General features: G+C 72.2%; 23 protein-coding genes and 1 pseudogene. 5 read left to right on the top strand and 19 right to left on the bottom strand.

What is annotated here, in order from left to right:
- Positions 1-11: 11 nt before the first annotated feature.
- The 4 genes from ACH4RG_RS07255 to ACH4RG_RS07240 form a co-directional block, all read right to left on the bottom strand.
- Positions 12-1,391 carry an AI-2E family transporter gene (locus ACH4RG_RS07255; RefSeq protein ID WP_397920381.1) on the bottom strand — a complete coding sequence of 460 codons (1,380 nt, stop codon included), beginning with the start codon at positions 1,389-1,391 and terminating at the stop codon, positions 12-14.
- Between the two features lie 166 nt (positions 1,392-1,557).
- Complete coding sequence (locus tag ACH4RG_RS07250; RefSeq protein WP_397920379.1) at positions 1,558-2,283, bottom strand: transglycosylase SLT domain-containing protein; 726 nt, start codon at positions 2,281-2,283, stop codon at positions 1,558-1,560.
- 389 nt (positions 2,284-2,672) lie between these two features.
- Positions 2,673-3,995, bottom strand: a complete 1,323-nt coding sequence (locus ACH4RG_RS07245; RefSeq protein ID WP_361874286.1) for a PhoH family protein — start codon at positions 3,993-3,995, stop codon at positions 2,673-2,675.
- 394 nt (positions 3,996-4,389) lie between these two features.
- On the bottom strand, positions 4,390-5,151 hold the full coding sequence (locus ACH4RG_RS07240) for an isoprenyl transferase (protein WP_397920598.1): 762 nt from the start codon (positions 5,149-5,151) through the stop codon (positions 4,390-4,392).
- A gap of 262 nt (positions 5,152-5,413) precedes the next feature.
- Between ACH4RG_RS07240 and mgrA the strand changes: the two genes are divergently transcribed.
- Positions 5,414-6,463, top strand: a complete 1,050-nt coding sequence (mgrA, locus tag ACH4RG_RS07235; protein ID WP_397920377.1) for an L-glyceraldehyde 3-phosphate reductase — start codon at positions 5,414-5,416, stop codon at positions 6,461-6,463.
- A 372-nt stretch (positions 6,464-6,835) separates the two neighbouring features.
- The gene (locus tag ACH4RG_RS07230; RefSeq protein ID WP_398539227.1) at positions 6,836-8,020 is read left to right on the top strand and encodes a winged helix DNA-binding domain-containing protein; all 1,185 of its coding nucleotides are present in this window, start codon (positions 6,836-6,838) and stop codon (positions 8,018-8,020) included.
- A 120-nt stretch (positions 8,021-8,140) separates the two neighbouring features.
- On the opposite strand, the gene ACH4RG_RS07225 is transcribed toward ACH4RG_RS07230, so the two are convergent.
- From ACH4RG_RS07225 to ACH4RG_RS07215, 3 genes are all read right to left on the bottom strand, one after another.
- The gene (locus ACH4RG_RS07225) at positions 8,141-8,587 is read right to left on the bottom strand and encodes a hypothetical protein (protein WP_397920373.1); all 447 of its coding nucleotides are present in this window, start codon (positions 8,585-8,587) and stop codon (positions 8,141-8,143) included.
- A 147-nt stretch (positions 8,588-8,734) separates the two neighbouring features.
- Positions 8,735-9,580, bottom strand: a complete 846-nt coding sequence (locus ACH4RG_RS07220) for a class I SAM-dependent methyltransferase (RefSeq protein WP_397920371.1) — start codon at positions 9,578-9,580, stop codon at positions 8,735-8,737.
- An 80-nt stretch (positions 9,581-9,660) separates the two neighbouring features.
- Entirely contained in the window at positions 9,661-10,650 is a 990-nt protein-coding gene (locus tag ACH4RG_RS07215; protein WP_397929854.1) for a prepilin peptidase, read from the bottom strand.
- A gap of 104 nt (positions 10,651-10,754) precedes the next feature.
- On the opposite strand from ACH4RG_RS07215, the gene ACH4RG_RS07210 reads away from it, so the two are divergent.
- Positions 10,755-11,168, top strand: coding sequence for a DUF192 domain-containing protein (locus ACH4RG_RS07210; RefSeq protein ID WP_397920367.1), 414 nt, complete (start codon positions 10,755-10,757; stop codon positions 11,166-11,168).
- A gap of 27 nt (positions 11,169-11,195) precedes the next feature.
- On the opposite strand, the gene ACH4RG_RS07205 is transcribed toward ACH4RG_RS07210, so the two are convergent.
- Together ACH4RG_RS07205 and ACH4RG_RS07200 are read right to left on the bottom strand one after the other, a co-directional pair.
- Positions 11,196-12,395 (bottom strand): hypothetical protein, encoded by a 1,200-nt coding sequence (locus ACH4RG_RS07205; protein ID WP_398161353.1) that lies wholly within the window; start codon positions 12,393-12,395, stop codon positions 11,196-11,198.
- 98 nt (positions 12,396-12,493) lie between these two features.
- Positions 12,494-13,087 carry a hypothetical protein gene (locus tag ACH4RG_RS07200; protein WP_398539226.1) on the bottom strand — a complete coding sequence of 198 codons (594 nt, stop codon included), beginning with the start codon at positions 13,085-13,087 and terminating at the stop codon, positions 12,494-12,496.
- A gap of 268 nt (positions 13,088-13,355) precedes the next feature.
- On the opposite strand from ACH4RG_RS07200, the pseudogene ACH4RG_RS07195 reads away from it, so the two are divergent.
- Positions 13,356-14,078: pseudogene (locus ACH4RG_RS07195) on the top strand (hypothetical protein); the annotation flags it as partial.
- Between the two features lie 357 nt (positions 14,079-14,435).
- Entirely contained in the window at positions 14,436-15,230 is a 795-nt protein-coding gene (locus ACH4RG_RS07190) for a haloacid dehalogenase type II (RefSeq protein WP_398161355.1), read from the top strand.
- Between the two features lie 61 nt (positions 15,231-15,291).
- Here ACH4RG_RS07190 and ACH4RG_RS07185 read toward each other — a convergent pair whose 3' ends face one another.
- The 10 genes from ACH4RG_RS07185 to ACH4RG_RS07140 form a co-directional block, all read right to left on the bottom strand.
- Positions 15,292-17,046 (bottom strand): hypothetical protein, encoded by a 1,755-nt coding sequence (locus tag ACH4RG_RS07185; RefSeq protein WP_398539225.1) that lies wholly within the window; start codon positions 17,044-17,046, stop codon positions 15,292-15,294.
- 364 nt (positions 17,047-17,410) lie between these two features.
- On the bottom strand, positions 17,411-18,058 hold the full coding sequence (locus tag ACH4RG_RS07180; RefSeq protein ID WP_398539224.1) for an OmpA family protein: 648 nt from the start codon (positions 18,056-18,058) through the stop codon (positions 17,411-17,413).
- A gap of 8 nt (positions 18,059-18,066) precedes the next feature.
- On the bottom strand, positions 18,067-18,684 hold the full coding sequence (locus ACH4RG_RS07175; protein WP_398539223.1) for a hypothetical protein: 618 nt from the start codon (positions 18,682-18,684) through the stop codon (positions 18,067-18,069).
- A gap of 34 nt (positions 18,685-18,718) precedes the next feature.
- Positions 18,719-19,336, bottom strand: coding sequence for a pilus assembly protein TadG-related protein (locus tag ACH4RG_RS07170; RefSeq protein WP_398539222.1), 618 nt, complete (start codon positions 19,334-19,336; stop codon positions 18,719-18,721).
- Positions 19,336-19,566: a hypothetical protein gene (locus ACH4RG_RS07165; protein WP_398539221.1), complete on the bottom strand. Its 231-nt coding sequence runs from the start codon at positions 19,564-19,566 to the stop codon at positions 19,336-19,338. The genes ACH4RG_RS07170 and ACH4RG_RS07165 overlap by 1 nt, the downstream gene beginning before the upstream one ends.
- A 204-nt stretch (positions 19,567-19,770) precedes the next feature.
- The gene (locus tag ACH4RG_RS07160; protein WP_398539220.1) at positions 19,771-20,805 is read right to left on the bottom strand and encodes a response regulator; all 1,035 of its coding nucleotides are present in this window, start codon (positions 20,803-20,805) and stop codon (positions 19,771-19,773) included.
- Between the two features lie 26 nt (positions 20,806-20,831).
- Complete coding sequence (locus tag ACH4RG_RS07155) at positions 20,832-22,241, bottom strand: sensor histidine kinase (protein ID WP_398539219.1); 1,410 nt, start codon at positions 22,239-22,241, stop codon at positions 20,832-20,834.
- Positions 22,242-22,398: 157 nt separating this feature from the next.
- The gene (locus tag ACH4RG_RS07150) at positions 22,399-23,286 is read right to left on the bottom strand and encodes a type II secretion system F family protein (protein WP_018956136.1); all 888 of its coding nucleotides are present in this window, start codon (positions 23,284-23,286) and stop codon (positions 22,399-22,401) included.
- A 66-nt stretch (positions 23,287-23,352) separates the two neighbouring features.
- Positions 23,353-24,297 carry a type II secretion system F family protein gene (locus ACH4RG_RS07145; protein WP_398539218.1) on the bottom strand — a complete coding sequence of 315 codons (945 nt, stop codon included), beginning with the start codon at positions 24,295-24,297 and terminating at the stop codon, positions 23,353-23,355.
- A gap of 10 nt (positions 24,298-24,307) precedes the next feature.
- Positions 24,308-25,645 (bottom strand): CpaF family protein, encoded by a 1,338-nt coding sequence (locus ACH4RG_RS07140; protein WP_397920343.1) that lies wholly within the window; start codon positions 25,643-25,645, stop codon positions 24,308-24,310.
- Positions 25,646-25,654: the final 9 nt, after the last annotated feature.

Raw genomic sequence — 25,654 nt, 5'->3', positions numbered from 1 at the left:
TTTTCGTGTCCCTACTCCTGCGGAGGCTTGTTCTCCCTCGCGGGTTCGCCCGGCGGTTCCTGCGGACCCGGGGGCGCGGGCGCCGCGTGCGCCGGGCTCATCGACAGGGCGGTGGCCCCGTGGTGGCCGCCCCGCTCGCCCGGTTCCCCGTACGAGCGCAGATAGCCGACCACCGTGTTGATCACGGCGACCAGCGGTACGGCGACCACCGCGCCGCCGATGCCCGCGACCAGACCGCCGGTCGCCACCGCGAGGACCACCGCGAGCGGATGCACCCGGACGGCGCGGCCGAGGATGAACGGCTGCAGGATGTGGCCCTCGATCTGCTGCACCGCCAGGACCACCACCAGCGCCCACAGCGCGGTCCACACTCCCTCGGTGACCAGCGCGACGACCACCGCGAGCGCCCCGGAGACCACGGCGCCGACGAGCGGGATGAAGGCGAACAGGAAGATGAAGACGGCCAGCGGCACCGCGAGCGGCACGTTGAGGACGTAGAGGCCGAACCCGATGAAGATGGCGTCGATCAGGGCGACCAGCACCGTGCCGCGCACATACGCGGTCAGGGTGCGCCAGGCGCGCGGCCCGGCGCCGGCGACCCCGGGGCGGGCCGCGGCGGGCACCAGCCTGAGCGACCACTCCCAGATGCGCCGGCCGTCGTAGAGCAGGAACAGCGTGGAGAACATCGCCAGCAGCAGTCCGGTGAGGAACTCCACCATCACGGTGACGCCCTGGAGCCCTGCGGAGGTGATCTCCTCGGTGTTGGTGCCGATGGTGTCGTTGAGGTTCTTGGCGAGGTCGTTGATCTGCGACTCGGTGACGTGGAAGGGGCTGTCGAGCGCCCAGCGCTTCAACTCGTCGATGCCGTCGCGGACCCGGTCGGAGAGCGTGTCGAGGTTCTCCATCACCTGCCACACCACGAACCAGCCGACCAGTCCGATGACGACGAACCCGAGGACGGCGGTCACGGCGGTGGCGAGCCCGTGGGGCAGTCCGAACCGCCTGAGCCGGACCACGGTCGGCTGGAGCATCGCGGTGACGAGCAGCGCGGCGGCGAAGGCCAGCACCACCAGCTGGACCGCGCTGATCACCCGCATCAGCACCCAGAGCGTCCCCGCGAGGACGAGGAGGCGCCAGCCGGCCTCGGCGGCGACCCGCATCCCCCACGGGATCGCCGCCACCGGATCCGGCTTGGCGGCGACCGAGGGGGCGTACGAGGGCGGCGCGGGCACCTGCCCGGCGTCGTCGTCCTCCGGGACGGCGGGGGTCCCGCGCGCCACGAGGGGGTCCTCGTCGTCGGCGGCGGCTCGCGCCCGCCGCTCGTCCAGTCGCGCACCCAGCTCCGTCAGTTCGGACCCGAAGCGGCCCAGCCAGCCCGGTAGTTTCGACATGCTTGCTTTCCTTCCCCCATCTTCGCCACCCAGCGCTCCGCGGCCTCTCGCCACGCTCCCCCGCCCCGCCAGAAGGCGACCGTACACGCGCGAGGCCCCCCACCGTCTGGACGGTGGGGGGCCTCGCGAGGTTGAGAGGGCGGCCCGTGGACTTCGCCCGCTCCCTCTAATACCAGTTGTTGGCCTGCCAGAAGGACCAGGCGCCGCACGGGCTGCCGTAACGGCCGTCCATGTAGCTGAGGCCCCACTTGATCTGGGTGGCCGGGTTGGTCTGCCAGTCGGCGCCGGCGGACGACATCTTGTGGCCCGGGAGCGCCTGCATGAGTCCGTACGCCCCGGAGGACGGGTTGGTCGCGCGGTAGTTCCAGGTCGACTCGTGGTTCACGATGTTGCTGAAGCACTGGAACTGGTCGGCGGGGACCATCTGACGGGCCATTGCCTTGACGTCGGCCACGCTGTAGGAGCCCTGCGCGGAGAACGAGGCGGCGTCGCGGACGGAAGAACGGCTGGCGCGCTCGGCGTCTTCCTTCTCCTTCGCCTTCTTCTTCTCCGCCGCACGCTCGGCCTCTAGCCGGTCCTCGGCCGCCTGCTTCTTGGACTTGGCGTCCTTGGCGGCCTGGATGCGGGCCGATTCCTCGGCCGACTTCTTCGCGGCGGCGTCGGCGGCGGAGGCCTGGGCATCGGCCTGCTGCGTCAGCGAAGCGGTCTGGACCTGGGCCTGCTGGCCCGCGGGGAGGTCTGCGAGCAGCGTGGTGTCGGCTGCGGCCGCCTCGAAGTTGTTGTTGTCGTCGGCGGCAGGTGTGCCGCCCGCAGCAACGCCTACGACGGCGCCAACGGTGGTGACCGCGGTGGCGGATGCCACGGCGAACCCCCGGACCGAGATCCGGCTCACATGGTGTCCTTCCAGCATCGCCCGCTTAGGTGACCTCGCGGGCGCGTTCGTGCCCCTGACACTGGCCTCCCTACTGCGTGGGTCACGGGAGGCGCGGGCCCGATGGGCAACCCCGGTGAGGGGGCTGCCGCGTGGTGCTCGCGGGCGGCATACGGGCGTCTCGTGTTGAGTTGTGTGGTGCGTGGCGCCTCTGGAGGTGCCCAAGTGCCGTATGCGGGGCCTGACGGAAGCAAGACTCTGCCGGACGGGAGCGCCGGGAGGCAATTCTGTCTCGCGTGGGAAAGGTCACACCCCGTTCGGCCCTCCCGTTTTCCGGAAATGACGGCGCAGCACAATGCCGCCCGGCTAAGCTCCTTGGCTCGCCGGGCGGCATCAAAGGGACATGCGTGTCAGATGTGGCCTTCCTCCAGCATTTCGGTCACCAGCGCCGCGATCTGCGAGCGCTCCGACCGCGTGAGCGTGACGTGGGCGAACAGCGGATGACCCTTCAGCTTCTCGACGACGGCGACGACTCCGTCGTACCGGCCGACCCGGAGGTTGTCCCGCTGGGCCACGTCGTGGGTGAGCACGACACGCGAGTTCGCCCCGATGCGGGACAACACGGTCAGCAGGACGTTCCGTTCGAGCGACTGCGCCTCGTCGACGATCACGAACGCGTCGTGCAGGGACCGGCCGCGGATGTGGGTGAGCGGCAGGACCTCCAGCATCCCGCGCCCGAGCACCTCCTCGATGACCTCGCGCCCGGCGACCGCCGAGAGCGTGTCGAAGACCGCCTGCGCCCAGGGGCTCATCTTCTCGGCCTCGCTGCCGGGGAGATAGCCGAGCTCCTGTCCGCCCACCGCGTACAGCGGGCGGAAGACCATCACCTTCTTGTGCTGTTGGCGCTCCAGCACCGCCTCCAGGCCCGCGCACAGGGCCAGCGCCGACTTGCCGGTGCCGGCCCGGCCGCCCAGCGACACGATGCCGACGTCGGCGTCGAGGAGGAGGTCGAGGGCGATCCGCTGCTCCGCGCTGCGCCCGTGGATACCGAAGGCCTCCCGGTCGCCCCGCACGAGTCGTACGTTGCCCTCGGCCGTCACCCGGCCGAGCGCCTTGCCGCGCTCGGACTGGAGGACCAGGCCGGTGTGCACGGGCAGTTCGGCGGCCTCGGGGACGTACAGCGTCTCCTCACTGAACAGCAGGTCGATCTGTTCCCCGGCGAGGGACAGTTCGCTCATGCCGGTCCAGCCGGAGTCCGTGATGGCGAGCTCCGCGCGGTACTCCTCGGCGAGGAGGCCGACGGAGGAGGCCTTGATGCGGAGCGGCAGGTCCTTGGAGACGACCGTGACGTCATATCCCTCGGCCTGGAGATTGCGTGCGACCGCGAGGATCCGTGAGTCGTTGTCCCCCAACCGGTAGCCGGCGGGCAGGACGCCGGGATCGGAGTGGTTGAGCTCGACGCGGAGCGTCCCGCCCAGGTCCCCGAGCGGGATCGGGGCGTCCAGCCGGCCGTACCGGACCCGGAAGTCGTCCAGCAGGCGCAGGGCCTGCCGGGCGAAGTACCCGAGCTCGGGGTGATGCCGTTTGGCCTCCAGTTCCGTGACCACCACGATCGGGAGCACGACTTCGTGCTCGTCGAAGCGGGCCATGGCACCGGGATCGGCCAGCAGGACGCTGGTGTCGAGAACGTATGTGCGCCGGTCGGGCATGCGGCGCTTGCTGCTGGTCACCACGGAAGGACGTACCCCCTCGGACGAGGTCGGGGAGTGCGACGGACGGTCGCGGAGCTTCCCGAAGGGAGAGGACGGACCGGGATCGGGCCCCTGTGCGCGGGCCGGACCGCGGCCACCGCGTCGGCCGCAGACTGTCTACGGTCCTTCGTGTGCAAAGGGCCTCCCGGGCGAGCGGCCTTGGCACCGCTCACTTGGACGCGACATCCGCCTGGTTGATGACCGGACGTCGACCTGACAGGGGTATTCCCTTTTCGCGGCGAAGCCATGCCGCCGCATATGACACGGTGTGGAGAAGTCCCGGTGGACGCGCGATGACCCCCGTACATACGCGATGGCTCCCCTATATAGGGGAGCCATCGACGGACGCGCGGGCGGGAGGGGTGCTCAGGACGCCTCAGGCCCCGTAGCGGCGGTGGCGGGCGGCGTAGTCGCGCAGCGCCCGGAGGAAGTCGACCTTGCGGAAGGCCGGCCAGAACACCTCGCAGAAGTAGTACTCCGAGTGGGCGCTCTGCCAGAGCATGAAGCCCGAGAGGCGCTGCTCGCCGCTCGTCCGGATCACCAGGTCGGGGTCGGGCTGCCCCCGGGTGTAGAGGTGCTCGGAGATCAGGTCGGTGGAGACGACCTCGGCCAGCTCCTCGAAGGTCGTGCCCTTCTCCGAGTGCTCCAGGAGCAGGGAGCGCACCGCGTCCGCGATCTCCTGGCGACCGCCGTAGCCGACGGCGACATTGACGATGATTCCGTCGATGTCGGACGTCGCCTCCTGTGCCTCCTTGAGCACCGACTGCGTCTCCGGCGGAAGCAGGTCGAGTGTGCCGACGTGGTGAACGCGCCAGCGCCCGTCCGCGGCGAGGTTGCGTACGGTGTTCTCGATGATGCCGAGCAGCGGCTTCAGCTCGTGCTCGGGCCGGTCGAAGTTGTCCGTGGACAGCATCCAGAGGGTGACGACCTCGACCTCGGTCTCGCTGCACCAGCCGAGCAGCTCGGAGATCTTGTCCGCACCGGCCTGGTGGCCCTGCACGGCCGATCCGCCGGACGCCTTGGCCCAGCGTCGGTTGCCGTCGAGGATGACCCCGATGTGCTTCGGCACCTGGTCGTGGTCCAGGCGGCCCCCCACCCGGCGCGCGTAGAGCCTGTACACCAGGTCGCGGAAGTTCACTGCGTTCACCCTCTCGGTTCCGTACGGGCCCGGGGCCCGCCCTCCCCGTCGCCGGGGGTCCGGGGGCCGTCCCCCGCAGGGGATCGCCGCGCGGTCTGCGCCGCCCGCACGATCCCTCGGCGGTCCGCGCCCCTACCACTGGCACGGCCGCGCGGGCCTTCGCCGCGCCGCACATCGGCATTCCCCGAAGCCGCCACATTACTGCGATCGGGTCACGGGGGCCCAACCCGGTCTGTCACAACTCCGTGATAAGGAATGAAACGTGACTGATTACCTCTCCCCCGACCTGTACTACCGCGCCGCCGGTTCGCGCTACGACTCCATGGAGTACCGCCGGACCGGGCGCAGCGGCCTCAAGCTGCCCGCCCTCTCGCTGGGCCTGTGGCACAACTTCGGCGACGACCGGGCCCTGGACTCCCAGCGGGCGATCCTGCGCCGCGCCTTCGATCTCGGGGTCACCCATTTCGACCTGGCCAACAACTACGGCCCGCCGCCCGGCTCGGCCGAGCTGAACTTCGGCAAGCTCTTCGCCCAGGATTTCGCCCCGTACCGCGACGAGCTGGTCATTTCCACCAAGGCCGGTTATCTGATGCACCCCGGCCCGTACGGCGAGTGGGGCTCCCGGAAGTACCTGCTGTCCTCGCTCGACGCCTCCCTGAAGCGGATGGGCCTCGACTACGTCGACGTCTTCTACTCGCACCGCTTCGACCCGCACACCCCGCTGGAGGAGACGATGGGCGCCCTGGCGTCCGCCGTGCGGCAGGGCAAGGCGCTGTACGTGGGCGTCTCCTCGTACACCGCGGAGCAGACCGCCGAGGCGGCCGGGCTGCTCAAGGAGATGGGGGTGCCCGCGCTGATCCACCAGCCGTCCTACTCCATGATCAACCGCTGGATCGAGGACGACGGGCTGCTCGACACCCTGGAGGCGGCCGGGATGGGCTGCATCTCCTTCGTGCCGCTCGCCCAGGGCCTGCTCACCAACAAGTACCTGAAGGGCATTCCGGAGGGCTCGCGCGCCACCCAGGGCAAGTCCCTCGACCCGGGTCTGCTCTCCGACGAGGTGGTCCGCCGGCTCAACGGCCTCAACGACATCGCGCGCGGCCGCGGCCAGTCGCTCGCCCAGCTCGCCATCGCGTGGGTGCTGCGCGACAGCCGGATGACCTCGGCGCTGATCGGCGCGTCGAGCGTGAAGCAGTTGGAGGAGAACGTGGCGGCCCTCGCCGGCCCGGCGCTGACCGCCGACGAGCTGAAGGAGATCGACGCCTTCGCGGTGGACACGGCGGGCACGAACATCTGGGCCGGTCGCAGCTGACGTCGGCTCAACGGGGCCTGCGCGCCGGGAAGAACGGGAGCGCCCCGGGGCCGCGCGGCGGTGCCACCGTCGGCCCGCAAAAAACGGGCCGGTCCGTGGGGGGGGATACGGACCGGCCCGAGGGGGGGTTTCCACCATAACCCTTCGTAAGTAGTGTCGCGTGCCGCGCCACTCCACCATTACTCTCCGGATGCGCGGGACTGCGCTCCGGGCAGGCCGACGGACGCCCTCCGGGCACCGGAGCCGCCCGGCACGCCCCCGGGGTCGGCCTCGGGGTCGGCCTCGGTGTCGAGGGGGTGCGGTACGGCGTCGGCTTGACGCCGTACGTGGCAGAGGACGGAACCTGACCTTTGAGGGTTCTAGGTTCGAGGCATGACGACGCGAACCCGTGCGACTGCGACCGTGAGCTGGACCGGGGCGAACGCCCGGAGGCTGGCCCGCCAGCACCTCCACCCGGACGCCGCCGCCACCGCGTCGCCCGGCGCCACCACCCCCGGCGCGGCGGTGGCCTCGATGCTCGGCGCGCACGCCCAGGTGCTGTCGGCGGCCGAGCTGTCCGTGGGGCTGCGCGGGGACGGGCTGACCCGCACGGACGTCCGTACGGCCCTGTGGACCGACCGGACCCTGGTCAAGACGTTCGGACCGCGCGGCACGGTCCACCTGCTGCCCGCAGCGGACCTGCCGCTGTGGACCGGGGCCCTGTCCGCCGTGCCGGCGGGCAAGAACCCCTTCTCCAAGGACGCCCGGATGACCCCGGACCAGGTGGAGGCGGTCGTCGCGGCCGTCGCGGAGGCGCTGACCGGGGCGGAGCTCACCATCGACGAGCTCTCCGAGGAGGTCGTCGCGCGGACCGGGCCGTGGGCCGGGGACCTGGTGATGCCCGGATTCCGGACGATGTGGCCGCGCTGGCGGCAGGTCCTGCACCTGGCCGGCCATCGCGGCGCCCTCGTCTACGCCCCGAACCGGGGGCGGAAGGCGACGTACACCAACCCCGGGTGCACCCCACTGCCCGGCCCCGGGGCGCCAGCCGCGCTGATCGAGCGGTATCTGCACGCGTACGGGCCGGCCACCTCCGCCCACTTCGCCCGCTGGCTCGCCGCGCCGAAGCCCTGGGCGGCCGACCGGTTCGCCGCGCTGGCGGCGGCGGGGGCCATCGAGGAGGTCGCCTTCGCGGACGCGGGCCCGGCGTGGGTGGTCGCGGGCGACACGGACTTCCCGGCGTCGCCGGTGCGCGGCGTGCGCCTGCTTCCGTACTTCGACGCGTTCACCATCGCCTCCCAGCCCCGTGAGCGGCTGTTCCCGGGGGCGGCGTACGAGCGGGCTCTCGCGGGCGGACAGGCGGGGAACTTCCCGGTGCTGCTGGTGGACGGCACGGTGGCCGGCGTCTGGCACCTGCGCCGCTCGGGCCGCCGGATCACGGTGACGGTGGAGCCGCTGGAGCCCCTGCCGCCGGCCGGGCTGCGCGCGCTGGAGGAGCAGGTGGAGCGGGTCGCCGCGATCATGGAGGGGACGGCGGAACTGACGGTCGGCCCGGTGACGGTGGGGCCGCACGCGTAGGCGCCGGGGGCTGGGCCGGGGGCCACTCGGGGTGTACGGGGGTGCATGGCGCGGGCGGGGCCAGGACGCGGCTCGCGGGTCAGGGGTGGAGCTCCTGGGGGCGGGACGAGGGATCGCGGGTCAGGGGCGGAGGTCGAAGCGGATGGCCATCGTGTCCCCGGCGACCACCACGAAGTCCCCTTCCTCGCACCGGATGACGGCCTGGAGCACCTCCCCGCCGGCGTCCCTCGTCTCCTGAGTGCCCACGACCGTCCACGCTCCCCCGGGTGGCACCGGCGGGAGGAGGGCGGGCGGGGTGTGCTGCCACCGGCTCGCCGGTACGCACCAGTCGGGCAGCCTCGGCCAGGCGCCCGGGGTGACGTGCAGCGTCCGGTCTGAGGCGCAGGTCAGCAGGATGGACTGGCCGTCCGAGAGGACGAACTCGACGGCCTCCGGCTCGCCCGCCCGACCCTCGGGCCGGTAGTAGACCCCGAGGACCGCGGTGATCCTTGCCCCCGTGAGCCAGTCGGCGTTGCCGTGCCGCGCGCGCCCGGCAGGCGCCGCGCAGTCTTCCCTCTCCAGGGTCATGGCCGCCCCCCTCCCTCTCTGTGCCCTTCGCTGTGCGTGCGTCCCGTCGAGTAGGACGGCCGCCCGCACGTTCCCGTTGCCTCGGGGGCAAGGCTGAACTGGCGTACGGGGGAGGCTGGTTGACCGGCGGACGGGCCCCCGCCGCCGTCACCGGGGCTTGCGGGCCTCGATCAGGAAGCGGGCGGTGCGGGCGCGGAACGGTCCTTCCGCCTCGATCTGCCGGTGCAGTGCGGCCAGTTGGGGCCGGTACCGCTCGACGGTGAAGCCGGGGACCATCCAGATCACCTTGCGCAGGAAGTAGACCACCGCGCCGATGTCGTGGAACTCGGTGCGCAGGGTCTCGGAACGCAGGTCGTCCACGTCGAGTCCGGCCGCCGTCGCGGCGGCCCGCGCGTCCTCCGGGTGCCGGCCGCGGCGGACCTCGGGCGGCTGGGGGCCGAGGAAGTACTCGACGAGTTCGAAGACGCTGGCCGGGCCGACCTGCTGCGAGAAGTACGTGCCGCCGGGTGCGAGGACCCGCGCGATCTCCTCCCACCACGTGGTGACCGGGTGGCGGCTGACCACGAGGTCGAAGGCGGCGTCCCCGAAGGGCAGCGGCGGCTCGTCCGCGTCGGCGACGACGACCGCCCCGAGCGGGTGCAGGAGGGCGGTGGCGCGGGCGATGTTGGGCGGCCAGGCCTCCGTGGCCACGGTGACCGGAGGGAGCTTCGGCGCGGCGGCCAGGACCTCGCCGCCCCCGGTCTGGAGGTCGAGAGCGGCGTGGGCCCGGCCGAGGCGGTCGGCCATCGCGTGGGCGTACCCCCAGGAGGGACGCTCCTCGGTGGCCCGGCCCTCCAGCCAGGAGAAGTCCCAGCCGTCGACGGACACGGTGTCGGCCTCGGCGACGAGGGCCTCGAACCGGTCGCGGGAGGCCGCGGAGTCGAAGGGGAGGGGGGCGGGGGCAGGAGCGGGGGCGGGGGCAGGGCCGGGGGCGGCTTCGGATGGTTCGGACATACGGGAATCGTGTCAGGCTGACCCGGAGCACGCGAACGGATTCCGCGCCCGTGCGGACGCCCGCACGAGGGGCCCCGGTCTCACCCGGCCAGAGCCCCCAGCAGCAGACCGGTCAGCGCCCCTCCGAGCATGAACGGGCCGAACGGGATGCCGGTCCTTCGCCCCGCCCTGCGCAGGAGCACCAGCGCGAGTCCGTACGCCGCCCCGAACAGGAACCCGGCGAACCCGCCCACGAACAGCACGGTCCAGCCGTACCAGCCGAGGGCCACGCCCAGGGCGAGGGCGAGCTTCACATCCCCGAAGCCCATGCCGTTCGGGTTGATCAGGAAGAGCAGGAAGTAGAAGCCGCCGAGGGCCAGGCCGCCCAGCAGTCCGGAGGTCCAGGACCCTGCGTGCCCGGGAAGCAGCGCGGCGCCGCCGAGCAGCAGGACGGCCGCCGCGGCCAGGGGCAGGGTGAGCGGGTCGGGCAGCCGGTGGACCCGCCGGTCGACGACGGCGAGGAGCACGGCGACGGGGGTCAGTGCCAGCCATCCGACGAGTTCGGGCCTGGCCCCGGTGGCGGCGGCGAGCGCGACACAGGCGGCCACGGTGATCAGGGGGGCGAGGGCCCCGGGGGCGTAAGCGGCGGACGGGGCGGGGGCGGGGGCTCCGGTGTCGCGTCCAGCCTCGGCGGAAGCGGGAGGCCCCGTGTCGCACCCCGCCTCGGCGGAGCCGGGAGGCCCCGTGTCGCACCCCGCCTCGGCGGAGCCGGGAGGCCCCGTGTCGCACCCCGCCTCGGCGGAGGCCGCGCCGGACCCGGCGCCCGGCCGACCGACGCCGGGCAGGCCGGTCCCGGCGTCCGTGCCGGTGCGGGCCCCGGGCGCGGCCGGCGTTCCCGGGGCGGCGACGCAGGGCGCGCACCGGGCCGGTCCCAGCCAGCCGCGGACCGGGCCGGTGAGCGGATGCCCCGCGGGGCACGCCGTACGCCAGGGCTCCTCCGGCTCGACGGCGAACCGGTACGCGGCGCGCGGGATCAGCAGTCCGGTGACGGCACCCCAGACCGCGGCGAGGGAGAGCAGTACGGCGTCCACGAAACGACCCTAATGGGCCGTGAGAAAAGGGGTCTTGGGCCCGGGGGCCCAAGCGCGGCCGTATCGGCCCCGGACGGGTCCGCCGCGGGCTACGGTCGGTGCCCATGAGGACATGGCGCGATGGCGACGGGACGCTCACGGCCGGCACGGGCTCCGGGGCCCGGGAGGTGCCGCTGCGGATAGCGGCCTCGTACCGGGCCCGTAGCAAAGGGCTGCTCGGACGGGACGGGATCGAAGGGGCGATGATGCTCACCCCGTGCGGGAGTGTGCACACCTTCCGGATGCGGTTCCCCATCGATGTGGCGTACCTGGACCGGAAGTTCACGGTCCTGGCCGTCCGCACGATGAAGCCCGGCCGCCTCGGGCTGCCCCGGCTCCGGGCGCGGCACGTGGTGGAGGCGGAGGCCGGGGCGATGGAGCGGTGGGGGGTACGGCCGGGCGTACGGGTGGAGCCGAGAGCGACGGTCCGCGCCTCCGGGGCACCCAAGGCGTCAGGGGCGTCGGGTTCCGGAGCCTGAGAACGCGGCGAGGCCGCCGGGACTGGGCTACGGCGGGCCCGCGCCCAGCAGGGTCCAGGCCCCGTAGGCGGCGGACGCGCAGGCCAGGACGGCAAGGACGGCGGCCGTACGCCCGGTCGTGCGCAGCCGCAGCAGGGCGACGGCGGGCGGCAGCAGCAAGGGGAACGCGGGCATCATCAGGCGCGGCCGGGATCCGAAGTACCCGGCGCCGATCAGCGAGATGACGACGATCGTGAGGGCGTAGACGAGCACCGGGAGCGGCTGCCGCTGCCGTACGCACAGCACCACCAGCCACCCCAGGAGCCCGAGCGCCGCGCAGAGGCCGAGGGCGGCGGGCCACGGGAGGCCGGCGATGAAGGCGGCGAGCGCGCGACCGCCGTCGATGTTGTTGCCCCACTGCGCCTGGACGTCGAAGTAGGCGAACGGGCTGCCCTCGCGGACGGCCACGAACACCACGTACGCCAGCCAGCCCAGCGGTGCGAGCGCCACGCCCGCGACCATCCGGGCGTTGCGGCGCAGCACCGGGCCGGCGCGGCGCTCTTCGCGGTACTCCCGTACGAGGGTGACGGCCGCGGTGATCGCCAGGGCCGCGATGAGCGCCGCCGCCGTGGGCCGGGTGAGCCCCGCCAGGACGCAGAGCGCGCCCGCCACGATCCAACGGCCCCTGAGGACGGCGTACAGCGCCCAGGCGGCGAGCGCGGTGAACAGGGTCTCGGTGTACGCCATCGACTGGACGAACGCCGTCGGGTACACCCCCCACAGGGCGGCCAGCACCACGCCCGTACGCCGTCCGCGCAGCTGGGCGCCGACGGCGAAGATGCCCCAGGCGGCGAGCAGCCCGGCCGTCCAGGCGACCAGGAGTCCGGCGCCGCCGAGGGTGAGCGGGGTCACCTCGGAGAGGGAGCGTTCCAGGGCCGGGAGCAGGGGGAAGAACGCCAGGTCGGAGTGGACGGAGCCGTCCGGGAGGGTCACGGTGTAGCGGTAGCCGTTCTCGGCGATGCGCTGGTACCAGACGGAGTCCCAGCGTCCGCTGAGCGGCCCCAGGGGATCCTTCCCGGCGGCCGACGCGGCTGCCCAGAAGGCCAGGAGCCCCAGGGCCCGGGCGCCGGCGTAGACCGCGAGCGCGGGCGCGGCGGCCCGGAGCGCGGCGGCGGCCCGGGAGCCGGGGGCGCGGGGGCCCGGGGCCGGACCGGCGGGCGGCCGGGCGCGGAGCTGGTGATCGGACATACGGCCGATTATGACGTCGGCGGCGGGCATCCCTCCGCACCGGGGGCCGGGGTGCGGGTCGTGTCCGGGAGGTGTCCGGGGGTTCGCGGCGGCCCGGCTCAGACGCCGAGCACCTCGTTCCCGTACACCTTCCACGGTGACATCTCCACCCCGTCCATGACGGCCAGCTGCGGGTGGCGGGCGGCCGTCTCGTCCCGTACGGCGACGGCGTCCGGCCAGGAGTGGAGGTGCGCGTCGCCCTCGATGACGACGCCGTCCCAGTCGGTGGCGGCCGTCGCCCCGCTCCGGTCGACGACGAAGCCGATACAGAGCACGGAGGCCCGTCCGACGGTCCGCCGGATGGCGCTCACCGCGTGTTCCCGCTGCGGCTCGGGCAGCTCCCCCACGGAGAACTCCAGGGCGACGACGCCGGCCCGGGCCTGCCGGATGCGTACCAGGAGGTCGAGGCCCCCGTCGGTCCACAACCGGAACCCCACCTCGCGGAGCCGCTGGAGTCCGGCGATGGACAGCAGCTGCTCCCGGGTGACGGGCGAACGGGCGTCCAGGGACGCGGAGTCGAGGCTGACGAGCACGGTGCGGCCCGACACCGGGTGCGTCGGGCGGAGCCCTTCGGCCTCCAGGTCGCCCAGCAGGGTCCGGGCGTCCAGCCGGGTCCAGCCCAGGTGGTACGAGTAGAAGAATCCGGCATCCATCGACGCCCACCCCCATCGCGGTTCTTCGCGGCGTCGTGGTCGGCGACCACCGGCACATCCGAGGGTACTGAGGCGCGGCCGGTGCGGCGTGGGCCCACGGGCCCACGGGCGGCCCCAAGCGGCGCGGTCGGCGCGCCTCGGCACAACACAGCTGACCCACCGCGCACTTGGGCCCGGGTTGGGGGCCGGGGGCCCGAGCCGGGGCCGCTTCTCGGCCGTACGCTCCCAGCCGTCGGGCAACACGCGCGGGGTCGAGGAGAGGTGAACCGTGAGCGGTGACGGAGGCCGGGGGGACCGGAGCGCGGGCCGCACACCGTCGGGACGCCACGACATCGCGGGGTACGGCACCCCATGCCACGCCCGCCGGGGCAGCCGCTTCTTCGCGTTGACCCGGAGCTGGGTGACCGGCGGCCTCGTCCATCTCGCCCTCGGGTTCGTCATGCGCCGGGTCCTCCTCGATCTGCTGGGCACCGAGGAGCGCCTGGAGACCTTCGGCTGGCGGCTGGCCCTGCTCCATCTGCCCGCCCTCGTCCTGACGCTCCTCACGGTCCTGGCCTCGGCCCGGATTCTGCCCGAGGAGTACCGCGAGTCCTCCGGCGTCCTGTACCTGCTCGCCGCCCTCGCCGTACCGCTGGCCGGGCTGCTGTACGGCTTCGCCGTCGCCGGGGACGTCGTCGGCATCGAGGCCGTCCTCATGCCCGGCGTCTCGCTGGCGGCCGGTGCGGCATCGGGGGTGGCCGTGGACCGGCTCCTGGAGGAGCGCGCCACCCGAAGCCCGGAGCCGCCCCGGTACACGTACGACTGGCGGGACTGCGGCGCGACCGCGGTGGAGTACCTGGGCCGCGTCGCCCTCGTCGCCCTGCTCATCGGCGCGATGGCGATGGCCGGGGCCGGCGGAGAGATCGGGGAGCGCCTGCGGTGCGCGATCAGCTCGCCGGCCGGTGGCGGCGGCCCGTGCTCGATCGGCGGCCAGGACCCCGAGGCGAAGCCGACTTGGTGACGCACTCGGTCGTCTTCGGCAAGGGCCCGGACGCGGACACGGAGGCCAAGCGGGGCGTCGCCGAACAGGGAGGCCAAGCAGGGCGTGGCCGCACAGGGCGTGGCCGAACAGGGGATGGACGGCTCCCAGAACGGCACAGCCCCGTTCGCGTACCTCTTCGGGGTCCTGGTCGCGGGCGTTGGGCAGCGAAGGGCGCTCCGCTCGTGGGGCGTCCGAACGCGGCGAAGGGCGCGGTCGACGCGGAGGACCTGGACGCGCTCGTGGCATCGATCACGGTCAAGTAGGGGATGTGACGCGGGCCTTGTGGTGTTGTTCGGACCGCCGCCCACCTTGGAGGAGACCCTCACCATGGCAGACCTGACGATCGACGCCGTCGTGTTCGACGTACTCGGCACGCTCGTCGACGAACCCGCCGGACTCCGCACCGGCATCCGCGCGCTCGTCGACGAACCCGCCGGACTCCGCACCGGCGTCCGCGCGCCCGCCCCGTCCCCCGGGGCCCCCGGGACCCCCGGCATCCCCGGCAGCCAGGACGCCCCGGAGCCGCCGAACAGCCCGGGCGCCGCCGGAACCGAGCGGCTCCTGCTGCTGTGGCAGCGGCACATCGAGCGCGAGCAGCGCCGCGTCCTCGACGGCGACCGGCCCTACCTGCCCAGCGATCTCCTCGACCGGGAGGCCGCCGGGCTCGTCGCGGAGGCCGCCGGGGTCGAGGATCCGGCTGCGGTGGAGACCCTCGCCCGGTCGGCCCGCCGCCTCCCGCCATGGCCCGACACCGTGGCGGGGCTCGCCCGGATCGGCGGGCGCTTCCCGCTGATCGGCCTCTCCAACGCGAGCCGGACGGCGCTGCTGGAGCTGAACGCCCACGCGGGACTGCGCTGGCACCAGGCGCTGTCCGCCGAGGACGCCCGCGCCTACAAGCCGGACCCGGCGGTCTACCGGCTGGCCGTCACCGGCTCCGGGGCGCCGCCGGAGCGCCTGTTGATGGTCGCCGCCCACGCCTGGGACCTGCGCGGCGCGCAGGCGCTGGGCCTGCGCACGGCCTATGTGGCCCGCCCGGTCGGCGACCCGCCCTCCTCCTCGGACCGGTTCGACCTGTACGCGGAGGGGCTGGCGGATCTGGCGGAGCAGCTCGGGGTGGACTAGGGGGTGGCCGAAGCCCCAAGCCGCTATCGCTCGCTTCCCCTTCCGCTTCCCCTCCCGCTTCTCAGGGCAGCAGCGGGCAGGTGAGGGGGAGGACGCGTTCGGTCAGCTGACCGGTGAGCACGGTGTCGGCGCAGGTGCGGGTGCGGGTGTCCGCGTCTGTGCCGGTGCCGGTGTCCGTGTCGGTGTCGGTGTCCGTGTCGGTGTCCGTGTCCGTGTCGGTGTCCGTGTCGGTGTCCGTGTCGGTGTCCGTGTCGGTGTCCGTGTCGGTGTCCGTGTCGGTGTCCGTGTCGGTGTCCGTGTCGGTGGGGACCGCCTCCGTCAGCCAGTCCGCCGCGATCAGGCGGTCCACCACCTCACGGAGGTCGCCGGGGGCGATGGCGCACCAGGAGGAGAGGGCTTCCACGTCGAGACCCTCGCCCTCGGGCCCCAGTCGTCCATCGGCTGTGACGCCGGTGGCCAGGGCCAGGGCGAGCAGGCGGGCGTCGGCCGTCGTCTTGGCCTTGCGGAGCTTCTTGTCGCCGACGACTCGCTGGGCCCAGCCGCTGAGCTTGGGGCGCATCTTCCTGCCGAAGGTGAAGGGGCCCGGGTCGCTCTCGCCAGGCGTCAGGGACGGCACGTCGATACGGGTGGGGTTCTCCGGGCGGGAGGCGATCAACTCCTCGACCGTACCCGCGATTTTCAGCCAGCCGCACTCCAGCAGTTGCTCCACCAGGTGTTCGGGTTCCGTCAGGGGCAGCCCCTTGAGGTCCTGCCCGACGAGGTTGCCGGTACCGGACTGCGCGGTGCGCAGCGTCAGCATCACCACCAGGAGGCGGGCCTCCGGCCCCGGCAGGGGCGCATGGTCGGCAACGTGGGCGAGGACGGCCCGTGCGTGATCCCACTGGGCGGGCGCGGTCAGCAGCCGGGCCACAGCGGGGCCTTCGCCTTCCGGGGCCTCACCGATGCGGTGCAGATGCTGGAGACGGGCGGTGGCGGCGGCCTGTTCGGCTCGCTGGGCGTCGAGGCGAAGTCCGGTGTCGGCGGTGACTTCGGCCCAGGCGCTGAAGGCCTTCGCCTTGCGGGCGTGGAGGTCGGCGAGCATCGCGAGGTCGGGTTCGGCGCGCTGCTGGTAGGCGCGGAAGAGCTCGCCGAGTTCGGTGAGTTCGTCCCGCAGCGCGACGGGCCGCAGGTCGTGCGGGACGGATCGCTGCGCGATCCTCCCCCGCCGGGCACGCTGCCGTGCCGGCCGCGGGGGCCGCGAGGACCTCTCGGGCCGGGGAGCCGGTACCTCGTGCGGGGCGGCTGCCCCGGAAGCCCCGGAAGCGATGTGCGAGAAGTGGGGGCCGACGGCCGACACCGTCGGCGCGGGGACCGTCGAGGGCCGGGAGGCGGAGGCAGGAGCCGTCCGGTCGGGAGCCGGGGCGGTCGCGGCGATCTTCGCGGTGGGATGCGCGGCAGCGCAGCGCGAGCAGCACTCCATCACCTGCCACCAGCGCCCTTCCCGGTCCGTGACGACGGCCAGGACGACCGCGCCGCCACACCTCCAGGGCGTGGGACGCTCACGCGGTCCGGCGGGGCGGATGTGGGTGTGGCATTCCGCGGCCCGGCAGGCACAGTACGCCGACGGGCTGGGGGCCGGGCCCGCGCGCAGGTGGGCCTTGAGGTGATCGACCGCCGCCGTACGGCCGACGGCCGCAGAGGGCAGCACCTGCGCGGCACAGGCCGGGCGGCTGCACGAGACGCGTACGTCCGCCCGACCGCGGCCGACAGGGTCCAGCCGCACCGTCCATGTGCGTCCCGTCACCCGCTCGTTCGTCGCGTGGGCCTCCACACCCATCACACCCTCCTCGACGCCTGTTCGTCCGTGCACCCCGGCACCCCCGCCGACCCCATGCCTCCGCGGCGCGCTGTGTGGCGCATCCCGCCGCGCCTGCCGCCGGTCCTGATCCCGTCCCGGCCGCACGACGGGCCCACCGTGTTCTTGTCCGTACGGGCCCACCGTGTTCTTGTCCGTAGGGGATGCGTTTGATCCACAACGCAAACGACGGTCCGCCGTTCGGGTGACGGGCTCGGAGGGAATATGGCCGGTTTACGGCCCTGACGGGCCCTCGGGCAGGCCGTCCACCGTAATGACGAACGGCCCGGCACGCGATGGTCGTCGCGCGCCGGACCGGGCCGTCTCCCGTGGGGTGCGGAGGAGGTCAGGACCCCGCGCCGCGCGGGAAGGAGACCTCCACGCGGCGGTTCTTCTTGCGGCCCTCTTCGTTGCTGTTGCTGGCGATCGGGTACTGCTCGCCGTAACCCCGGATCTCGTACGTGATCGTGGCGCCGAGCTCCTTCGAGAGGACCCCGTGCACGGCGTCGGCGCGCTGCTTGGACAGGACGTCGCCGTGGGCCGAGGAGCCGAGGTTGTCGGTGAAGCCGAAGACGCGGACCTTGGTCGCGTTCTGCTTCTTGATCTCGGCCGCGATCGCGGCGATACGGGCGTTGGCCGCCGAACCGAGCTTCGCGCTGTCCTTGCCGAAGAGGACTTCGGCCTGGAGCGCGAACTTGATGTCTGCGTTGCTGTCCTCGCGGCGTTCCTCGCCACCGAGGTCCTCCACGACCTGGACGATGTCCAGAACCCGGCCGGGAGCGAGGGTGCCGCCCTCCGGCATCTTCAGGTCCGGGTCGTTCGGGTCGACGGGAACGGGCGGCTCCGACGTCGCCTCCGTCCCGGGCGGGACGCTCGGCCCGTCGTCGGCGTACGAGGGCGAGGCTCCGAGCAGCGTGGTGCCGGCGATCAGCACGGCGACCGCGACGGCCTGCCCCATGCTGCGGGCCCCCCGGGGGCGCTTGGTGGTCTTCATGGCCGCACTCACCCAGAAATCTTCAGCGAGGTGGTGGCGAAGGTCGGGAGAGTGAAGTCGACCTCGGTCGTGCCCTGCGGCGGGGCGGGGAACTGCATGAAGATCGGCGCGGACTTGCCCGGGGCGAGGGATGAGATCGCCGTCGTGCACAGACAGCGGGAGTCCGTGTCGCGGAGCACGTAGTAGCGCTTCTTCCCCACCTTGTCCACGAGGGTCGCACCGGCGACGGAGTTGGGGTTCTTCTGAACGATGCTGGTCTCGGAACCGGCCCAAGCCGACGCGGTCCGTACCTTGTCTCCCTCGTTGGTGATCTCGCCCTGGACTGTGAGGAATCCCCCGGAGTCCCGCTTGGCCTCATTGAAGACCAGGACGAGCCCGCCCTGCCCCCGTGCCTCCGCGAGCTTCACATTTGGGTCGACGGCCGCCCCCGCCGCGGTGTCCTCCTGCTGCGGCTCTCCCTTGTCCTCCGCGGAGGGGCTGGCCGGGGCGGACGGCGCGCTGGAACCCTCGTTGCCGGGCTCCTCGCCTCCGTCGTCACCGCAGCCGGCGAGCGCGAGGGCGAGAGCAGCCGTCACCGAGACAGCTGTCATCGCCCTTCTGGTCGTCGTGATCCGCCGCATGCTCATGGTCCGATTCCTCTACTCGTCGTTCGCTTCGCTGTCACTGGTCGACCAACCGCACGTCGAAGAGCGTTCTGCTCACGCTCTCCCACAGTCCGGGCCGCCCGATCTCGGCCGTCGCGATCTTGATGACATCGCCGCTCAGGCACGTGAAGATGAAAAGCTCCGGCGAGCCGTCACTGTTGGCGTCGACGGCCGTCGGGTTGGGGCAGCGGAACTCGATGAGTGCGGTGGCCTTGGCCTCGGCCTTCTTGTTCTGTGAACCTGGGATCACCGGCGAGTCCACCGATTCGTGCCCCTCGACCTCGACCGTGATCTTGTCGCGCAGGTATCCGGAGGTCGGATAGCAGAGCTCCCTCTTCGCGTCGTTGGCCTCGGCAAGTCGCTGCGCCTCGGCGCAGGGCGGGGCGAAGTCTGCGAGGAGGAAGGCGTCCAGCGCGTTGCCGGGCAGCGAGCCGAGGAATCCGGGCCCGAAGTTGGCGCGTGCCTTCTGGGCGGCGGCCAGCGCGGCGGCGTCCGCCGCGCCCTGGGAACCATTGCGCAAGGCCGAGGCCTTGCCGACAGCGAAGAAGGCGAACGCAAGGAAGAGCAGGCCCGCCACCATCATGATGTAGATGGGGAAGGCCTGCCCTGCGTCGCCGCGTGGACGTGTACGCATCAGCCAGAGACGATGGCGGTCACCAGTCCGTCGATGCGCTGCGAGATGTTGTCTCCGATGTCCGAGGCGGCGACCGCACCGATGATGGCCACGACCACCAGGATGATGCCCAGGTACTCGAACGCCGTCTGTCCCCGGTCCTTCGCCGCGTAGCGCTTCTGGATGCTGCCGACGGCGGTGTTGGCCCAGCCGTTGACGCGGACGACGGTCTTCAGGGTGATGTCCGACATGGTGTTCCCCTCCGGGTTCGGCCGACCGGTTGCCGGCCGACTCGCACGTTCCTGCGGTGCCGCCCTCGATACCGGCTTCCTCCCGGCCGGTGCCGTTGACGACGTGAGAAACATAGGGGGGAACCGGTGCCGTCCCAGAGGGCCCGTGGGCCCATTCCCGGGCCCAAAAGGCTCCTCGGGCCCCCTCGTTGCACGATCGCTCGGTCATGGCTGCCGCCCGGTGTTCCGGGGCGCGGTGCCGAGCCAGTGGGCGATCGCCTCGCTGCGGGTGGTGCTGTGGAGCTTCGTGAAGATGCGGTTGATGTGGTTCTTGACCGTCTTCTCACTGATGAAGCAGGTGGCGGCGATCTGCTGATTGCTCATTCCGGACGCAATCAGGTCCATAACCTCCACCTCCCGCGAACTCAGCTTGTACTGCCGCCTGTTGGGGACAGGTACCGGGCCCCCGGACAGAGAAGACTGTCCCACAGAAGGTTGCAGTTGCGAAAGACTTTCCGAGGTTTCGCGGAGGTGTGGCGCCAGGTGCGCGGGGAGGAGCTCCGGCGTCAGGGCCGATCCGAGCCCCTCCGGCAGGGGGCCCCGGGGCGGAGCCGATCCCAGCCGCATGTGGGCCAGCAGGGCGTCGGCGGCCGTGGCGGTGAAGTTCGCGCGGCCGTCCTTCGTGTCGCGCACCGCACGGACCAGTTGGTCCGCCGTGAACTCTCCGTGCACCAGGTAGCCGCCCGCGCCCAGGCGCAGCGCCTCGTGGACGATTTCACTCTCGCGGCTGTACGTCAGCATCAGCACGGGCGCGAGTCCGACCAGGTGCGGCAGGGCCGAGATGCCGTCCACGCCGGGCATCCGGACGTCGAGCAGGACCACGTCGGGGCGGTGCTGGAGCGTCCTCTCGTAGGCCTCGCGGCCGTCCGCCGCCTCTGCCACGACCTGGATGTCGGCGCGGCCGGAGAGAAGGACGCCCAGCCCCGCCCGGACCACCGGGTTGTCGTCCGCGACCACCACCCGGAGCCGGGCCGGTTCGGGAACCGCGGGAGTCGATGGGAAGGGGGACGTGGTGGGCCCTCCGAGCGCGGGGGGCGGCGTCGGGGTGGCCGGGTGGTGGATCGCAGTGCGCTGATAGCCGGGCCGGCCGGCGGGGCCGGGGGCCTGTGCGAACGGGATGTGTGACGACGTGTGCTGGGTGGCGTCGTGGTGAGCCGACGCCCCAACGCGGTTGGGCACGGGGGAGACATCGTCCGGCATGCTGCGACCTCCTCTCAGGATCGGAGTCATGGGTGGGGGGTCGTGACGTTCTCGGGCGGCGCGAACGACGGCGAGAGCGGTGGTGAGGTCTGCGGCACGGGGGCGGGCGGGGACGACGACGGGGTCGTCTCCCCGGTGGCAGGGCCTGCCAGCGCCGCCAGGGGGAGCTCCACACGCACCTCCGTGCCCTTCTCCGCGTTCCCGCGGCCGATCCGGATGCGGGCTCCGATGGAGGCGGCCCGCTCCACCATGCCGACGAGGCCGAAGTGACCGGCCCTGCGGAGGGTGTCGAGCGTCGTTCCGGCGGGAAGGCCGCGCCCGTCGTCGTACACGCTGATGCGGAGCATGTCGCCCTGCACGCCCGCGAGGACGATCAGGTAGGAAGGACCCGCGTGGCGGTGGGCGTTCTCCAGGGCCTCGGAGGCGACGGTGAGGAGTTGCCGGGCGACCGCCTGCGGTACGGGCGGGACCGGGGTCTCCTCGGCGAGGCGGCGGAAGGTGGCTGTGACCGGGTGACGGTCGGTGAAGTGCTGGGCGTGGGCCGCCAGTTCCGCGACCAGGTCGACGCCTCCCTCCAGGCCCTGTTCACGGCGCAGGTCGGTGAGCAGTTCCCGGGATTCGGCGGCGGCCCGGCGGGCGGCCCGGGCCACCAGTTCCGCCTGGCGTTTCACGGTGGGCGGGTCCATGCGCCCGGCCGAGCCCGCCAGTCCGTCGGCGGCCAGCGCCAGACCGTGCAGGGTCTTGGCGACCGAGTCGTGCATCTCCCGGGCCAGGCGGGTGCGCTCGCCCTCCACCGCCTCGTTCACCGCCAGCCGCGCCCGGGTCTCGGTGAGCGCCTGGGTGGCTGTCCCGAAGCGCAGGAGGAGGTTGCGCAGGGTGACCCCGACCGCCCCGGCGATCACGCAGAAGCCGGGCAGGAGCAGGGCCGGCGCCCCGCCCGGCTCCAGTTTCGGGACGCTCGCGTACACACCGAAGACGATGACCACCTGGAGCGCCGCGAAGACCGCAGCACCGCGCCAGCCCTGGACCAGGCCGGCCAGCAGCGGGGTGCAGACGGTGACGTACGCGAGGGTCGACTCGGGGGTCGCCGTGATCAACAGCAGCGCGCCGAAGAACGCGTCGACGGCCAGGAGCCAGGGGTGCCGCAGGAGCACCGGGCCGAACCGCTCCCAGTCCCGGAACAGCAGGTACGAGCCCATGAAGGTGACCAGGATCGCCGAGCCGATGAACCAGGTGGGCAGGCCGGGAGCTGTACGGTCGATCGCGTACGGGGTCGCTATCGCGATCATCGCCAGGCGGAAGCCGAAGACCTGGCGGCACATCGCCTGGAGGGCGTTGACCTGGATGGCGAAGGCCGGGCGGGCCGGGGCGCCGGTGTGGGCGCGGGTCAGTTCCGCCGTCAGTCCGGGCTGGGCTCCGCTGAGCTGGAATGCCATGCGCCTGTCACCTCCGTCTCAACCCCGTAACGCTCGTGCTGGTCGCGCTCGTGCTCCGTACCGCTCGCATCCCCGTAGGGCCCGCTCCTTCGGCCAATCAGTTCAGCGGGCGTTCCGGAACGTACGAGTTCCGTCCCCATCCGGGCCGTCGTTCATGTCATCCGCCCGTGAGGGACGTGAGGTCGACGTCGGCTCCGTAAACGAATCCGACGGTGAGGAGGAGCAGGGTGCCCGGGAGGAGGAACGTGGTCACCGCGAACGTGGCCTTCGGGACCGCCCTGGCCGCCTTGCGGCGGGCGTTCTGGGCGTCGGTGCGGCGCATGTCGTTGGCGATCTGGATGAGCGTCTCGACGATCGGCGCGCCCAGCTCCTCGCCCTGCTGGAGCGTCGTGACGAACATGGCGACCTGTTCGGAGTCGTTGCGTCTGCGGAGTTCCTCGAAGGCCTGGCGGCGGCTGACGCCCATGTCCATCTGCCGGAGCGTGATGCGCAGCTCGTCCGACCAGGGGCCCTCGTACTTCTCCGCGACCCGGTCCAGCGCCTGCCGGAAGCCGAGCCCGGCCGAGACGACGACGGCCAGGACGTCCAGGAAGTCCGGCAGGGTCCGCTCGATGTGCTCGCGGCGCACCCGGATCGCCGACCAGATCCCGGCCTCCACCCAGAACAGGCCGAAGGCGACCATCAGGAGGGCCAGGAACAGCTGGCCGCGCAGGAGCATAGAGAACGCGCCGAGGACGCCCAGCGCGCCGTAGACCGCGCGGCGGGCCGCGTAACGGTCGAGGGTGAGGCCGCCGGGGTTACCCGCCAGGTCGATCTGGCGGCGCTTCTTGTTGACGGCCTTGGGGCCCATCATCCGCAGCACCATGGGGGCCCAGCGGATGCCGAGGCGGTCGATACCGGAGCCGACCGCGCTGGTGCGGGAGGCCCCGGACTCCAGGGCCACGGCCAGGTCGCCGGGGAGTTTGGCGTCGGCCCGGTACATCCGGATGCCGTGAATGGCCCCGTAGACGGCGAGGCCGACGACCAGGGCTAGTAGCAGGTCCATGTCCGTCCCCCTTCTTCCTGGGTCGTGGTCTCAGACATCGGTTCAGGCATCGGTTCAGACATCGGTTCAGACATCGATACGGGAGAAGCGGCGGATGACGACGAAACCGATGGCGTAGAGGACGATGGACACGACCACCGCCACCTGGCCGAAGAACGCCCCGGTCATCCGGTCCAGCGCGCCGGGCATGACCGCGTTCATCAGCAGCATCGCGCCGATTCCGAAGAGGGGTACCGCGTAGGCGGTCACGGTGACCTGGGAGAGCTGGGTCTTGACCTCGCGGCGGGTCTCCTTGCGCTCCTCCAGGGTCTCGGTGAGGTTGCGCAGCGAGCTGACGACCGTACCGCCGGCCCGGTTGGAGAGGACCAACGTGGTCACGAGGACCACGAGTTCCCGGGACGGGAGGCGGTCGGTCAGCTCGCTGAGGGCGTCCTCCAGGGGCTCGCCGACGGCCAGCCGCCTCGCGACCCGGGCCAGCTCCTCGCCGGCCGGGTCCTCCAGTTCCTCGGCCGCCATCGACAGCGAGGTACGCAGGGCCAGGCCCGCCTGGGTGGCGTTGGCGAGGATCCGGGAGAGCTCGGGGAGCTGGTTGATGAAGCGCTCGGTGCGCTTGACCCGCTGCCAGTTGAGGAACGCGTTGGTGCCCCAGAGGCCGATCAGGGCGGCGACCGGGCCGAAGAACGCGGCGAGCATGGCGGAGGCGATCATCCAGAGCCCCGCCATCGCGGCGAGCGCGTAGACGAAGAACTCGCCGGGCGTGATGTCCATGCCGGTCGCCGCGAGCTTCAGCTCCAGTCTCCGGCCGAGCGCGGTGGCGCGCAGTTGCCGGTCGAAACGCTTGAAGCGGCGGCGGCGGCCCGTCTCCGGGAGCTGCCCGACGTGGGAGAGCCGGTCGACGAGGGCGTCGCGGTCGGCCTTGCCGCCGGAGTAGGCGTGCAGGCCGATCACGCCGAGCACGCAGGCCAGCAGCGTGACGCCGACGGTCACCAGGGGGAGGTTGACGTTGTCCATGGCTCGGTACCTAGTTGGCCTCTCGGGTGGCGAGTTGTTCGGCGGACTGGGCGACGCCGAACGCCTGCGGGATGGGCTGACTGGCCAGGTAGAGGCGCTCGGCGAGCTTCCGGGGCAGCGGGAGGTACTGGAAGTCGCCGTAGATGCGGCCGTCGGGGGCCATCGGCTGTGCGTTGAACCGCGCGACCGTGACGATGCGGTACGGGTCGCGGCCGTGCGAGTCGAGGACGGCGATCTCGGTGATCTTCCTGGTGCCGTCGGCGTGCCGGGTGAGCTGGACGATCACGTCGACGGCGCTGTTGATCTGGTCGTGCAGCGCCTCGAAGGGGATCTCGACCTCCGACATCGAGGCGAGGGTCTGGAGACGCATCAGCGCGTCCTCGGCGCTGTTGGCGTGGACGGTGGCCAGCGAACCGTCGTGACCGGTGGACATCGCCTGGAGCATGTCGAGGGACTCGCCGCCTCGGACCTCACCGACGACGATGCGGTCGGGGCGCATACGCAGCGAGTTGCGGACCAGGTCCCGGATGGTGATCTGGCCCTTGCCCTCGACGTTCGCCGGGCGGGTCTCCAGCCGGATCACGTGGCTCTGCTGGAGCTGGAGTTCGGCGGAGTCCTCGATGGTGACGATGCGCTCGATGTTCGGGATCAGTCCGGACAGTGCGTTGAGGAGGGTCGTCTTGCCGGTGCCGGTGGCCCCGGAGACGATGATGTTGAGTTTGGCCTGCACCAGTCCGGCGAGCAGGACCAGCATCTGTTCGTCCAGCGAACCGAAGCCGATCATCTCCTGGAGCGTGAAGGAGCGGGGGAACCGCCGGATGGTGAGCGTCGCGCCGGTCAGCGAGAGCGGCGGGATGATCACGTTGACACGTTCACCGCTGGGCAGGCGGGCGTCGACCATCGGGTTGGACTCGTCGACGCGGCGGTTGACGGTCGACACGATCCGCTCGATGGTCTGCATCAGCTGTTCGTGGGAGCCGAAGCGCATCGGGAGCTGTTCGACCCTGCCGTTGCGCTCGACGAAGATCTGGTCGGGGCCGTTGACCATGATCTCGGTGATGGACGCGTCCTCCAGGAGCGGTTCCAGGATGCCGAGTCCGAGCGCCTCGTCGACGACGCGGCGGATCAGCTGCGAGCGCTCGACGGTGGAGAGGACCGGGCCCTCGCGGCTGATGATGTGGCCGAGGACGCGCTCCAACCGGGCCCGCCGGTCGGCGGCGGCCAGCGAGGACATCTCCGCGAGGTCGATCTCCTCCAGCAGCTTGGCCCGGTAGGTGGCCACCATGTGGCCGTCCTCCCGTGAGCCGCCCTGTTCCTCAGGAGCGGTCATGCGTGCCCGCAGGCTCATCGGCGTAGC

The organism is Streptomyces sp. NPDC021019 (genome assembly GCF_044333295.1).
Classification (GTDB): domain Bacteria; phylum Actinomycetota; class Actinomycetes; order Streptomycetales; family Streptomycetaceae; genus Streptomyces.
Note: the sequence above shows the minus strand (reverse complement) of the source record. Positions and strands in the feature narration are given on the sequence as shown.